At 71.2% G+C, this 14164-nt stretch carries 11 protein-coding genes; 2 read left to right on the forward strand and 9 right to left on the reverse strand.

Going from position 1 to position 14164, the window contains the following annotated elements:
- Positions 1-551: 551 nt before the first annotated feature.
- Positions 552-1616, forward strand: a complete 1065-nt coding sequence (locus B0675_RS07005) for a 2-oxoglutarate and iron-dependent oxygenase domain-containing protein (RefSeq protein ID WP_081217875.1) — start codon at positions 552-554, stop codon at positions 1614-1616.
- 39 nt (positions 1617-1655) lie between these two features.
- Here B0675_RS07005 and B0675_RS07010 read toward each other — a convergent pair whose 3' ends face one another.
- The gene (locus B0675_RS07010; protein ID WP_081217876.1) at positions 1656-2756 is read right to left on the reverse strand and encodes a citrate synthase 2; all 1101 of its coding nucleotides are present in this window, start codon (positions 2754-2756) and stop codon (positions 1656-1658) included.
- A gap of 444 nt (positions 2757-3200) precedes the next feature.
- Between B0675_RS07010 and pdxH the strand changes: the two genes are divergently transcribed.
- A complete protein-coding gene (gene pdxH, locus B0675_RS07015) occupies positions 3201-3839 on the forward strand; it encodes a pyridoxamine 5'-phosphate oxidase (RefSeq protein ID WP_081221639.1) in 639 nt (212 codons plus the stop codon).
- 149 nt (positions 3840-3988) lie between these two features.
- On the opposite strand, the gene B0675_RS07020 is transcribed toward pdxH, so the two are convergent.
- From B0675_RS07020 to B0675_RS07055, 8 genes are all read right to left on the reverse strand, one after another.
- Positions 3989-4606, reverse strand: a complete 618-nt coding sequence (locus B0675_RS07020; RefSeq protein WP_081217877.1) for a TetR/AcrR family transcriptional regulator — start codon at positions 4604-4606, stop codon at positions 3989-3991.
- Positions 4594-5328 carry an enoyl-CoA hydratase family protein gene (locus tag B0675_RS07025; protein ID WP_081217878.1) on the reverse strand — a complete coding sequence of 245 codons (735 nt, stop codon included), beginning with the start codon at positions 5326-5328 and terminating at the stop codon, positions 4594-4596. The genes B0675_RS07020 and B0675_RS07025 overlap by 13 nt, the downstream gene beginning before the upstream one ends.
- Positions 5325-6890, reverse strand: coding sequence for a 4-coumarate--CoA ligase family protein (locus tag B0675_RS07030; protein ID WP_081217879.1), 1566 nt, complete (start codon positions 6888-6890; stop codon positions 5325-5327). The genes B0675_RS07025 and B0675_RS07030 overlap by 4 nt, the downstream gene beginning before the upstream one ends.
- Positions 6891-6907: 17 nt before the next feature.
- A complete protein-coding gene (locus B0675_RS07035; RefSeq protein ID WP_081217880.1) occupies positions 6908-8071 on the reverse strand; it encodes an acyl-CoA dehydrogenase family protein in 1164 nt (387 codons plus the stop codon).
- 87 nt (positions 8072-8158) lie between these two features.
- Entirely contained in the window at positions 8159-10030 is a 1872-nt protein-coding gene (locus B0675_RS07040; protein WP_081217881.1) for a biotin carboxylase N-terminal domain-containing protein, read from the reverse strand.
- A gap of 8 nt (positions 10031-10038) precedes the next feature.
- Positions 10039-11637, reverse strand: a complete 1599-nt coding sequence (locus tag B0675_RS07045) for a carboxyl transferase domain-containing protein (protein WP_081217882.1) — start codon at positions 11635-11637, stop codon at positions 10039-10041.
- Complete coding sequence (locus B0675_RS07050; RefSeq protein ID WP_081217883.1) at positions 11634-13352, reverse strand: acyclic terpene utilization AtuA family protein; 1719 nt, start codon at positions 13350-13352, stop codon at positions 11634-11636. Before B0675_RS07050 ends, B0675_RS07045 begins: the two co-directional genes overlap by 4 nt.
- A complete protein-coding gene (locus tag B0675_RS07055; protein ID WP_081217884.1) occupies positions 13349-14152 on the reverse strand; it encodes a TIGR03084 family metal-binding protein in 804 nt (267 codons plus the stop codon). Before B0675_RS07055 ends, B0675_RS07050 begins: the two co-directional genes overlap by 4 nt.
- Between the last annotated feature and the right edge of the window lie 12 nt (positions 14153-14164).

A 14164-nucleotide genomic window follows, 5' to 3' on the forward strand; every position in this document is an offset into this window, starting at 1 on the left:
AAAGTGATCTGCACGTAGGAGAGGAGGTGGTTCGGCTCATGACGGAAACCCGGACATACGAGGTGGCTGCGGGCTAGCGGCCCGTTGTCGGACTCGGTTCGGCGCCGGACCCGCATGTGTGTTGTGCATGCAGCCGGCCCAATCCAACGCAGTCACCCGACCCGCGAACTCGCCGGTACGTCCGGCCCGGCTCCCCCGCCGTCAGGCGCAGGGAACCCGAGTTCGCGGGTCGTTCGCGTTCCCGGGGTGACGCCTTCGGCCGGGGCAGCGCCCGCTGCCGTGCGTACGGGCCGCCGGAGTGACGCGGGCCACTGGTGGATCGGGTGGGGCGCAGTACGCTGTGCCCATGCTTCCGATGCTCGTCCGACGCCGACACGTGGACTACGTGCGCGTCACGAGCATGGGCTGTCGGCCTTCCGCCTGACCCAGCCCCCGTTTCCGCCGCGCCGCTCGCGCTGCTCGCACCGCCTCTTCCTCCACCTGGCACCCGTGGCCCCCGCCCCACCCCCGGCGGCCCGCCCGGGCACCCGTACACCCCGCGGACGCATCCCATGACGACGAACACGTCTCTGCCGAACCCCACGCCCCGCCACAGCCGGCCGGCGTTCCCCTCCTACCAGCAGCTCCCGATCATCGACCTGTCCGCCGCCGACCGCGGCCCGCAGGCCCGGGCCCTGCTGCACGCCCAACTCCACAGCGCCGCCCACGACGTGGGCTTCTTCCAGCTCACCGGGCACGGTGTCACCGACGCCGAGACGCGTGCGCTGCTCGACGCCATGCACCGGTTCTTCGCCCTGCCCGAAGCGGACCGGCTCGCCCTGGACAACACCGGCTCCCCGCACTTCCGCGGCTACACCCGCACCGGCGACGAACGCACCGGCGGGAGCCGCGACTGGCGCGACCAGCTCGACATCGGCGCCGAGCGGCCCGCTCGCGCGCCCGGGCCCGGCGAGCCCGCGTACTGGTGGCTGGAGGGCCCCAACCAGTGGCCCGCCGCCCTCCCGGAGCTGCGCACCGCCGCTCTCGCCTGGATCGACCGGCTCAGCGCCGTCGCCGAACGCCTGCTGCGCGAACTGCTCACCGCGATCGGCGCCCCCGCCGGCTTCTACGACCCGGTGTTCGGCGACCACGCCCACCCGCACCTCAAACTCGTGCGCTACCCCGGCAGCGCTTCCGACGGCGCCGGCCAGGGCGTGGGCGCCCACAAGGACTACGGGTTCCTGACCCTGCTCCTCCAGGACCGGGTCGGCGGCCTCCAGGTGCAGCGCGCGGACGGCCTCTTCCACGACGTGCCGCCCCTGCCGGGAGCCTTCGTCGTCAACCTCGGCGAACTCCTCGAGGTCGCCACCGACGGCTATCTGCTCGCCACCAACCACCGCGTGGTCAGCCCGCCCGGCGCCACCGAACGGTTCTCCGTGCCGTTCTTCTACAACCCGCGCCTCGACGCGCGCGTCGAACCGCTGCCCTTCCCGCACGCCTCCGCCGCCCCCGGCGTCACCGACGACCCCGCGAACCCGCTCTTCGCCGAGTACGGCTTCAACGAACTCAAGGGCAAGCTGCGCGCGCACCCGCTGGCCGCCGCCCGCCATCACGCGGAGCTCCTCACCCCCGCGTGACGGCCGACGGCACCGTGGACCGGCTCCCGCGGGAGCCGGTCAGCGGGCGATGTCCCCGTAGCCCTCGATCTCCTGCGGGCCGCGCGTGCCGGGGCCCACGTAGGTCGCGGAGGGCCGCACCAGGCGGCCGGTGCGCTTCTGCTCCAGGATGTGCGCCGACCAGCCCGCGGTACGGGCGCACGTGAACATCGACGTGAACATGTGCGCCGGGACCTCCGCGAAGTCCAGGACGATGGCCGCCCAGAACTCCACGTTCGTCGCCAGGACCCGGTCCGGACGGCGGGCGTGCAGCTCGGCCAGGGCGGCCTTCTCCAGCGCCTCGGCCACCTCGAAACGGGGCGCGCCCAGCTCACGGGCCGTACGCCGCAGGACGCGGGCCCGCGGGTCCTCCGCCCGGTACACGCGGTGCCCGAAGCCCATCAGACGCTCGCCCTTGTCGAGGGCCTGGCGGACGTACGCGTCGGCGTCACCGGTGCGCTCGATCTCCTCGATCATGCCGAGGACCCGGGAGGGCGCGCCGCCGTGCAGCGGACCCGACATGGCCCCCACCGCTCCGGACAGCGCCGCCGCCACGTCCGCGCCCGTCGAGGCGATCACCCGCGCGGTGAACGTCGACGCGTTCATGCCGTGCTCGGCGGCCGACGTCCAGTACGCGTCGACCGCGGCGACGTGCTTCGGGTCGGGCTCGCCGCGCCAGCGGATCATGAACCGCTCGACGACGGACTGCGCCTTGTCGATCTCGCTCTGCGGAACCATCGCGTGGCCCTGCCCGCGGGCGGACTGGGCGACGTACGACAGCGCCATCACGGCGGCGCGCGCGAGGTCCTCGCGGGCCTGCCGCTCGTCGATGTCGAGGAGCGGTTTGAGGCCCCAGACGGGCGCGAGCATGGCGAGCGCGGACTGCACGTCGACACGGATGTCGCCGGAGTGGACGGGGATCGGGAACGGCTCGGCGGGCGGCAGGCCGGGGTTGAAGGCGCCGTCGACGAGGAGCCCCCACACGTTCCCGAAGGAGACGTGGCCGACCAGGTCCTCGATGTCGACGCCCCGGTACCGGAGTGCGCCGCCCTCCTTGTCCGGTTCGGCGATCTCCGTCTCGAACGCGACGACTCCTTCGAGTCCGGGTACGAAGTCGGACATCAGGCGGCTCCTCGTGACGTGTTCGGCAGATGGTGTTGTCGGGGCGCGCACGCCCCTGTCCCACCGGGTGGGTGCCGGTCGGCGGTCGTGCGGTCCGCACACCGGATCCACGGTCGTTTCCGAAGACTCTCGAATACTCTTCGAAGAACCCTCGCCGACTCGCGGTCCGAAGCGGACACCCCGGTCATGCCCCGTGCGGCCGGTCATCCAACCGGAACGGCCCCAGCACGATATCTCCGGGTGCCTGCTTTGGGGAGAGTCCGCGGCACTCAGTGCCACCACGTGACGAAGCACACCCGCCCCCGGGAGCCGCCCCGCATACGGCAGGATGGCCGCGTGAACGATCGTTTCCCGGACGAATCCGCAGCCGAACCCCTCATCCGCCGCGCCGCAGAGACGGCCGAGGGCCTCGACGAGAGCGACCTCGCCCCGGACCCCGCCGCGATGCGCGCCCACTACCGCGCCGAGGGCCTCGACGAGAGCGACCTCGCCCCGCACCCCATGGAACAGTTCGCCCGCTGGTTCCGGCAGGCCGCCCAGGCGGCCCTGCACGGCTTCGTCCACGAACCCAACGCGATGGTCGTGTCCACCGCCGACGCCGACGGCCGCCCCAGCTCCCGCACCGTGCTGCTCAAGCAGTACGACGAACACGGCTTCGTCTTCTACACCAACTACGGCTCCCGCAAGGCCCGTGAACTGGCCGAGAACCCGTACATCTCGCTGCTGTTCCCCTGGCACCCGCTCGCCCGGCAGGTCATCGTCACCGGAACGGCCCGCCGCACCGGACGCGACGAGACCGCCGCCTACTTCCGCACCCGTCCGCACGGCTCCCAGCTCGGCGCCTGGGCCAGCACCCAGTCCACCGTCATCGACGCACGCAGCGAACTCGACGCCACCTACGAGGAGTTGAGCGCCCGCTACCCCGAGGGCGAACAAGTGCCGGTGCCGCCGCACTGGGGCGGATTCCGGATCGCGCCGCAGAGCGTGGAGTTCTGGCAGGGCCGCGAGAACCGTCTCCACGACCGGCTCCGCTACGTCGCCGAGACCGACGGCAGCTGGCGCCGCGAACGCCTCAGCCCCTGAACCCGTACGACCGGACGGGGCCTACGAGCGGACGGGACCGGACGACGGACGGGGCCCCTGCGACCGGCGGCCGGACGACGGACGGGGCCGGGGCCGGACGACCGGCACGCTGGCTCCGGCCGACGAAGGTGACGCGAGGCCGCGAGCCGTCAGCCCAGGGCCTCGTCCACGATCACGCCCCACTGCGCCACCACCCGCTCCCGGCGCGCCCCGTCGTCCGTGAGCAGGTTCGCCAGGCCCAGACCCCGCGCCATGTCCAGCAGACCCTGCACCGTCTCCCGCACCCCCGGCCGCGACTCGTCCGCGCCCAGCAGATCCACCGCGATCCGGTGACTCTCCCGGCCGACCCGGGCCTCCAGTTCGGTGACCCGCGCCCGCAACTGCTCCTCGTCGGACGCCGCCACCCACAGATGCAGCGCCGCCCGGAACAACGGCCCCGTATAGAGACCGACCAGCGCCGCGACCACGGCCCGCCGGTCGGCCGCACCCTCCGGGAACAGGGCGCGCAACGCCGTCGACCGCTCCTCCGCGACATACTCCACCGCCGCTGTGAACAGGTCCTCCCGCGTCGGGAAGTGATGCTGCGCCGCCCCCCGCGACACACCGGCCCGCTCCGCGACGACGGACACCGTGGAACCCGCCCAGCCGTACTCGGCCAGACACGCCACCGCCGCGGCCAGCAGCCGCTGCCGGGTCGCCCGGCTGCGGTCCTGCTTCGGCTCGTGCGGCACCCGAGCCGCAGGCTCCGCCGCGCTCACACCACCCATGCGGGATCCCGTCGTTCGAGGAAGGCCGACATCCCCTCGCGCGCCTCGCCCGAGGAGAACAGCCGGGCCGAGAGCGCGGTCAGATCCGCCGCGTCCCGGTCGAAGGCCTCCAGCACCTTAGCCGTGAGCAGCGCCTTCGTCTCCGCCAGACCCTGCGGCGAGGACCGGCGCAGCCCGTCCAGCAGCGGCGCCAGCACGGCGTCCACCTCGTCACCGGCCGCCGTCAGCAGCCCCGCACGGACCGCCTCCGCCCCGTCGAACCGCTCCCCCGTCAGGTAGTAGCGGGCCAGCACCCGCGGATCGCAGCGCGGCAGCAACGGCAACGAGATGACCGCCGGAGCGACCCCGATCCGCACCTCCGTGAACGCGAACGTCGCCGCACCGCCCGCCACCGCCAGATCACACGCACCGAGCAGCCCCAGACCACCCGCCCGCACATGACCCTCCACCCGCGCCACCACCGGCTTGCGCAACGCCACGATCCGCCGCAACAGCCCCACGAGGGCGTCCGGATCCGGCGGATCCCGCAGATCGGCACCCGCACAGAACGTGTTCCCGGTGTGCGTCAGCACCACCGCGCGCACCACGTCGTCCTTCTCGCACTCCACCAGCGCCTCGGCCAGCTCACCCACCAGCACCGCCGACAGCGCGTTCCGGTTCGCCGGCGCGTCCAGCGTCAGCGTCGCCACCGCCCGCTCGCACCCCACCACGACCACCGTCACGACCGCCCCCGCAGCTCACGGCGCAGGATCTTCCCCGAAGCCGCCCGCGGCACCCCGTCGAGGAACGTCACCCGACGCACCCGCTTGTACGGCGCCACCCGCTCCGCGACGTACATCATCACCTCGCCCTCCGACAGGTCCGGCGCCGACGGCTGCCGCACCACGAACGCGTGCGGCACCTCGTTGTGGTCCTCGTTGTAGGCCCCCACCACCGCCGCGTCCGCTATCCCCGGATGCGTCAGCAACAGGGCCTCCAACTCCGCCGGAGCGACCTGGAAACCCTTGTACTTGATCAGCTCCTTCACCCGGTCCACCACGAACAGCCAGCCCTCCGCGTCCACATGACCGACATCCCCCGTGTGCAGCCAGCCGTCCGCGTCGATCATCGCCGCCGTCGCGTCCGGCCGCCCCAGATAGCCCTTCATCACCTGCGGACCCCGGATGACGATCTCCCCCGCCTCACCGACCCCCAGATCCCGGCCCGGATCCTCCAGCGACACGATCCGCATCTCCGTACCCGCGATCAGCTTCCCCACCGTCCCCGCCGGAGGATCCACCGCGTCCAGCGGAACGACATGCGTCCCCGGCGACAACTCCGTCATCCCGTACGCCTGACCCACCGGCGGCAGCCCCAGCCGCGCCGAACACGCCGCCGCCAGACCCGCGTCCAGCGGAGCCGCCGAACAGATGATGTACCGCAACGACGACAGGTCGTACTCCGCGACCGCCGGATGCTTCGCCAACGCCAGCACGATCGGCGGCGCCACGTACAACGCCGTGATCCGATGCTCCTGGATCGCCCGCAGAAACTGGTCCAGCTCGAACCGCGGCAGCACCACCACCGTCGCACCCTGCCGCAAAGGCGCGTTCATCAACGCCGTCAGACCGTAGATGTGGAAGAACGGCAGCACCGCCAGCACCCGCTCCCCCGCCTCCATCGGGATCAGCGGCGACAACTGCGCCAGATTCGTCCCGATCGAACGGTGCGTGAGCATCACCCCCTTCGGCACCCCCGTCGTCCCCGACGAGTACGGCAACGCCGCCACGTCCACCACCGCGTCGATGACCACCTCCGGCTCCGGCGCCGAACCACCCAGCAGCTCCGCCAGCGAACGCACCCCCGGCGCCCGGTCGCACACGAAGATCTCCCGCACACCGCCCGCCAGTTCGGCCGCCCGCCGCGCCACCTCCAACAACGGCGACACCGTCACCACCCACCGCGCCGAACAGTCCCGCAACTGCTTCGCGAACTCCTCCGGCGTCGCCAGCGGATGCACCGTCGTCACCGACGCACCCGCCCGCGTCGCCCCGTAGAACACCGTCGGGAACGCGATCGTGTTCGGACTGTGCAGCGCAAGCACATCCCCCTTGCGCAGCCCCGCCTCCACCAGAGCAGCCGCCAACCGGCGATGGAACAGATCGAGTTGCCCGTACGTGAGCGTCGTGCCGTCCACCCCGTCGACCAGCGCCGGCACCTCACCCCACTCACCGGCACGACCGAGCACCGCCTCGTGGATCGGCTCCTCGACCGCCGGAACATCTGCGTACTCGCTACGGAACACAGTTCCTCCTCAGACGCTCAGTACGACTTGGGCAGACCCAGGGTCTGATGGGAGACGTAGTTCAGAATCATCTCCCTGCTGACCGGCGCGATACGAGACACGCGCGACGCCGTAATCAGCGACGCCAGACCGAACTCCCGCGTCAGACCGTTCCCGCCCAGCGTGTGCACCGCCTGGTCCACCGCCCGCACACACGCCTCACCCGCCGCGTACTTCGCCATGTTCGCCGCCTCACCCGCCCCCACGTCGTCCCCCTCGTCGTACAGGAACGCCGCCTTCTGCATCATCAGCCGCGCCAGCTCCACCTCGATGTGCGCCTGCGCCAACGGATGCGCGATCGCCTGATGCGCCCCGATCGGCGCCCTCCACACCGTCCGCTCCCGCGCGTACTCCACCGCCCGCGCCAGCGCGTACCGCCCCATGCCGATCGCGAACGCCGCCGTCATCACCCGCTCCGGATTCAGCCCCGCGAACAACTGCAGCAACCCCGCGTCCTCATGACCCACCAGCGCGCCCGCCGGCAACCGCACCTCGTCCAGCGTCAGCTCGAACTGCTTCTCCGCACCGTGCAGCTCCATGTCGATCTGCCGCCGCCCGAACCCCTCCGCATCCCGCGGCACGATGAACAGACACGGCTTCAGACTCCCCGTCCGCGCATCCTCCGTACGCCCCACGATCAACGTCGCGTCCGCGATGTCCACCCCCGAGATGAACACCTTCCGCCCGCTCAGCACCCAGTCCGTACCGTCCCGACGGGCCGTCGTCGTGATCCGGTGCGAGTTCGACCCCGCGTCCGGCTCCGTGATCCCGAACGCCATCGTCCGCGAACCGTCCGACAACCCCGGCAGCCACGCCCGCTTCTGCTCCTCCGTACCGAACCGGGCGATCACCGTCCCGCAGATCGCCGGCGACACCACCATCATCAGCAGCGGACACCCCGCCGCCCCCAGCTCCTCCAGGACGATCGACAGCTCCGCTATCCCACCGCCCCCACCGCCGTACTCCTCCGGCAGGTTCACCCCCAGATAGCCGAGCTTCCCCGCCTCCGACCACAACGCGTCCGGATGTCCCCCCTCCGCGACGACCTTCGCCAGATACTCCCGGCCGTACCGCCTGCCCAGCGCGGCGACGGCCGATCGAAGCGCCTTGTGTTCATCGGTCTCGGTGACAGCAGCACTCATGAGGGCTCCTCAGAACGATCGGAACGGAGAAACGGAGAAACGGAGAAACGGAGAGAACTTCCTGAACGCACCTGATCCACTGCGGAGTTACGACACCGACTCCGGCAGCCCCTCGCCCCCCGCCTCCCGCACGACGGCCAGCAGGGCACCCACCTCCACCTGCTGCCCGACCGCGACCCGCAACGCCGTCAACGTCCCCGCCGCGGGCGCCGAGATCCGGTGCTCCATCTTCATCGCCTCCAGCCACAACAACGGCTCACCCGCACCGACTTCGGACCCCACCACGAGACCCTCCGCCACCCGGACCACCGTCCCCGGCATCGGCGCCAGCAACGACCCCGGCGCCCGGTCCGCCGCCGCGTCCGGGAAACGCGGCACCACCGTCAGCACCACGTCGTTCACGAACACCCGGCCGTCCCCGTACGCCGCGACCGCGAACGCCCGACGCACACCGTCCACCTCCAGCACCACCCGACCCGCGTCGACGTGCAGCACCCGCACCCCGTCCGCCACCGGACCCCGACGCGTGTACCGGTACGCCGCCTCGTGCTCCACCCCCGCCATCCGGTACCGCTTCACCAACGGCTGCGACGCCACGTTCCGCCAGCCACCGAACCGCGACCGCCCGAACCCGTCCGCCAACGCCGCCGCCAACGGCGCCAGCCGGTCCACCACCGGCTCCGTCAACGCCTCCAGATGACGCTCGTAGAACCCCGTGTCCATCCGGGCCCCCACGAACTCCTCGTGCCGCAACGACCGCACCAGCAGATCCCGGTTCGTCACCGGCCCGTGCACCACCGCCCGCTCCAGCGCACCCGCCAGCTTCCGCACCGCCGCCGCCCGCGACCCCGCATGCGCGACGACCTTCGCCAGCATCGGGTCGTAATGCACCCCCACCACGTCACCGCCGACGACACCCGTGTCCAGCCGCACACCCTCCGGCACCCCGAACCGGTGCAGCCGACCCGTCTGCGGCGCCCAACCGGACGCCGGATCCTCCGCGTACAACCGGGCCTCCACCGCATGCCCCCGCGCCACCGGAGGCTCCCCCTCCAACCGCTCCCCCTCCGCCACCCGCAACTGCAACGCCACCAGATCGACCCCGAACACCGCCTCCGTCACCGGATGCTCCACCTGGAGCCGCGTGTTCATCTCCAGAAAATGCGCCCGCCCGTCCGCGACCAGGAACTCCACCGTCCCCGCACCCACGTAGTCCACCGCACGCGCCGCCCGCACCGCCAACTCGTACAACGACTCCGTCAGACCACCCAGACCCGGCGCCGGCGCCTCCTCGATCACCTTCTGATGCCGCCGCTGCAACGAACAGTCCCGCGTCCCGAGCGGCCACACCGTCCCGTACGCGTCCGCCAGGATCTGCACCTCCACATGCCGGCCGCCCTCCACGAACGGCTCGACGAACACCTCACCGTCCCCGAACGCGCTCAGCGCCTCCGCCCGCGCCCCCTCCAACGCCCCGTCCAGCTCCGCGAGATCACGAACAACCCGCATCCCCCGCCCGCCACCCCCCGCGGCCGCCTTCACCAGCACCGGCAGATCCCCCGCCGTCACCCGCTCCAACGGCGCCAGCCCCATCAGCTTCTTCGCCCGCGTCTTCGACGCCATCGACTCGATCGCCTCCGGCGACGGACCCACCCACACCAGCCCCGCCTCAAGCACCGCCCGCGCGAAATCCGCGTTCTCCGACAGGAACCCGTACCCCGGATGCACCGCGTCCGCCCCCGCACGCAACGCCGCCGCCACGATCAGATCCCCCCGCAGATACGTCTCCGCGGGCGAAGCACCCGGCAACCGCACCACCACATCCGCATCCCGCGCATGCAACGCACCCTCATCGGCGTCCGAACACACCGCCACCGTCCGCACCCCCAGCTCACGACACGTACGGAACACCCGACAGGCGATCTCGCCCCGGTTCGCCACCAACAGACTCGAAATCACGGGAACCCTCACATCCGGAAGACGCCGAAACCACCCCGCGCACCCTCGAAAGGCGCCGAGTGGATCGCGGACAGACACAGACCCAGCACCGTGCGGGTGTCCCGCGGATCGATCACCCCGTCGTCGTACAACCGCCCCGACAAGAACATCGGCAACGACTCCGACTCGATCTGCTGCTCCACCATCGCCCGCAACGCGGCGTCCGCGTCGTCGTCGTACGGACGCCCCTTCGCCACCGCCGACTGCCGCGCCACGATCGACAGCACACCCGCCAACTGCTGCGGCCCCATCACCGCCGACTTCGCACTCGGCCACGCGAACAGGAACCGCGGATCATAGGCACGCCCGCACATCCCGTAATGCCCCGCCCCGTACGAAGCGCCCATCAGCACCGACAGATGCGGAACCCGCGAATTGCTCACCGCGTTGATCATCATCGCGCCGTGCTTGATGATCCCGCCCTGCTCGTACTCCCGGCCCACCATGTAGCCCGTCGTGTTGTGCAGGAACACCAGCGGAATGTCCCGCTGATTCGCCAACTGGATGAACTGCGACGCCTTCTGCGACTCCGCGCTGAACAACACCCCCTGCGCGTTCGCCAGCACCCCCACCGGATAACCGTGCAACGACGCCCACCCGGTCACCAGACTCGTCCCGTACAGCGGCTTGAACTCGTCGAAGTCCGAACCGTCCACCACCCGCGCGACCACCTCCCGCGGATCGAACGGATGCCGCAGATCCCCCGGAACGATCCCGAGCAGCTCCTCCACGTCGTACCGGGGAGGCTCCACCACCCCCGGATCCGCGTACGCCTTGCGATGATTGAGCCGCGCCACCACCCGGCGCGCCTGCCGCAGCGCGTCCCGCTCGTCGACGGCGAAATAGTCCGCCAGCCCCGACACGCGGGCGTGCATCTCGGCACCGCCCAGCGACTCGTCGTCGCTCTCCTCACCCGTCGCCATCTTCACCAGCGGCGGCCCGCCCAGAAAGACCTTCGCCCGGTCCTTCACCATGATCACGTGATCCGACATCCCGGGGACATACGCACCACCCGCCGTCGAATTCCCGAACACGACGGCCACCGTGGGAATCCCCGCCGCGGACAACCGCGTGATGTCACGGAAAATGGCGCCACCCGGAATGAAGATCTCCTTCTGCGACGGCAGATCCGCACCCCCCGACTCCACCAGACTGATACACGGCAGCCGGTTCGCGAGCGCGATGTCGTTCGCCCGCAGCGCCTTCTTCAGACTCCACGGATTGCTCGCACCACCACGGACGGTCGGATCGTTCGCCGTGATCAGACACTCGACGCCCTCCACGACCCCGATACCGGTGACGAGCGAGGCTCCTACGGCGTATTCACTGCCCCATGCGGCAAGCGGCGACAATTCGAGGAAAGGGGTGTCATCATCGAGAAGGAGCTCGATCCGCTCACGGGCGGTCAGCTTCCCCCGCTTCCTGTGCCGCTCCACATACTTCTCACCACCCCCCGCCAACGCCTTCCCGTGCTCGGCATCCAACTCCGCGAGCTTGCCGAGCATGCTCGCCCGGTACTCCGCGTACTCGGCACTCTTCGGATCGAGCGCGGAGGAAAGCACGGTCACAACAGGACCTCCGGGATATCCATGTGACGGGAACGAAGCCATTCACCGAGAGCCTTGGCCTGAGGATCGAAACGGGCCTGCGAGGCGACGCCCTCGCCGAGGATGCCCTCGACGACGAAGTTGAGGGCGCGGAGGTTGGGCAGCACATGTCTGACAACTGACAGATGACGGCTTTCAGGTATCAGAGTCTGAAATCTGTCAGTTGTCAGTTCGTGGACCAGCCATCGCCAGGCGTCGTCCGTGCGGGCCCAGACTCCGACGTTCGCGTTCCCGCCCTTGTCCCCGCTGCGCGCTCCCGCGACCCGTCCCAACGGTGCCCGCCGCGTCGGCCCTTCGGGCAGCGGCGGGGGAAGGGACGGTTCTTCCGGCGTCTCCAGTACGAGGGTCTCGCCGGGTGGGGTCACCGGGATCCGGCGGCCGTCGTCGAGGACGGCGACGTGGTCGACCGCGTCCTGCGGGATGTGCGCGTCCTCGAAGACACCGTAGGGCGCGGCGGCTCCTGGGGGTGCCAGGACGTGGAATCCGGGATAGCTGGCGAGCGCCAGTTCGATGGCGGCGCCGCTGAGGGTGCGGCCGACGGCGGCCTGGTCCTGGTCGCGGACGACGAGGCGGAGCAGGGCGCTGGCGGTTTCTTCGGTGGGGGCGTCGGGGTGGTCGGTTCGGGCGAGGTCCCAGCGGATGTCGGCGGGGCGGGTCTTGGCGGCGTCGAGGGCGGTTTCCATCTGGGCGCGGACGAGGTCGGCCTTGTTTTGGATGTCGAGGCCGGTGAGGACGAAGGCGACCTCGTTGCGGAAGCCGCCGAGTTTGTTGAGGCCGACTTTGAGGGTGGGGGGTGGGGGCTCGCCGCGGGTGCCGGTGACGCGGACGCGGTCGGGGCCGTCCTGGGTGAGGGTGAGGGTGTCGAGGCGGGCGGTGACGTCGGGTCCCGGGTAGCGGGCGCCCTGGGTCTCGTAGAGGAGTTGGGCGGTGACGGTTCCGAGGTCGATGATGCCGCCGGTGCCGTCGTGTTTGGTGATGACGCTGGTGCCGTCCTCGTGGAGTTCGGCGAGCGGGAAGCCGGGGCGGTGCAGGCGGGTGGGGTGGTGGTCGGTGAAGAAGGCGTAGTTGCCGCCGGTGGCTTGGGTGCCGCATTCGAGGACGTGTCCGGCGACGACGGCTCCGGCGAGGCGGTCGTGGTCGTGGGGTGTCCAGCCGAAGTGGGCGACGGCGGGTCCGGTGACGAGGGCGGCGTCGGTGACGCGTCCGGTGATGACGATGTGGGCGCCTTCGCGGAGGCAGGTGGCGATGCCGGCGCCGCCGAGGTAGGCGTGGGCGGCGAGGGTGCCGGGGTGGTGGCTGGTGCGGTCGTCGCCTTCGACGTGGGCGACGCGGGTGGGGATGCCGAGGCGGTCGGCGAGGTCGCGGACGGCGTCGGCGAGGGCGGCGGGGTTGAGGCCGCCGGCGTTGGTGACGATGCGTACGCCGTGGTCGTGGGCGAGGCCGAGGCATTCCTCGAGTTGGCGCAGGAAGGTCTTGGCGTAGCCGCGGCGGGGGTCTTTGAGGCGGTCGCGGCCGAGGATGAGCATGGTGAGTTCGGCGAGGTAGTCGCCGGTGAGGATGTCGAGGGGGCCGCCGGTGAGCATGTCGCGCAGGGCGTCGAAGCGGTCGCCGTAGAAGCCGGAGGCGTTGCCGATGCGCAGGGGGCTTCGGGGTGCCGGGGGTGCGGCGGGGGTCACCGGTGGGTTTCCTCGGGTCGGCGTCCGGGTCCGGGTGGGCCTGCGAAGGCTTGGGCGATGTCGAGCCAGTGGTCGGCGTCGGGGCCTTGGGCGTGGACGGCGAGGTCGGTGCGGTGGGCTCGTTGGGTGACGAGGAGGCAGAAGTCGAGGGCGGGTCCGGTGACGCGTTGGGGGGCGTCGGCGGGTCCGTGGGTCCAGAGGTCGCCGGTGGGGCTGTGGAGTTCGACGCGGAATTCTTCGGTGGGTGCGGGGAGGCCTCGGACGGCGAAGGCGAAGTCGCGGGCGCGGACGCCGATGCGGGCGACGTGGCGGAGGCGGTCGGTGGGTTGCCGTCGTATGCCGAGGGTGTCGGCGATGTCCTGGCCGTGGGCCCAGGTTTCCATGAGGCGGCCGGTGGCCATGGAGGCGACGGACATGGGGGGTCCGTACCAGGGGAAGCGGGTGCCGGGTGGGGTGGCGCGGAGGGCGTTTTCGAGGGCGGTGCGTCCGGTGCGCCAGGTGGTGAGGAGGTGTGCGGGGGGTTGGGTGGCGCCTTCGTCGGCGCCTTGGTCGACGAAGGTGTCGGGGGCGGCGAGTGCTTTGGTGACTTCGTCGGCGAAGGCGTCGGTGTCGGTGACGGCGAGGAGGGCGGCCCGGTCGGTCCAGGTGAGGTGGGCGATCTGGTGGGCGATCGTCCAGCGGGGGGCGGGGGTGTCGCGGGCCCAGTGGGTGTCGTCGAGGTGGGCGACGAGTTGGTCGAGTTCCTCGCTCTCGTGGTGCAGGTCGTCGATGACGGCGGCCACGGGCGTCGGGTCGGACACGGTGCGCTCCCT

The organism is Streptomyces sp. M41(2017) (genome assembly GCF_002078175.1).
Lineage (GTDB): Bacteria > Actinomycetota > Actinomycetes > Streptomycetales > Streptomycetaceae > Streptomyces.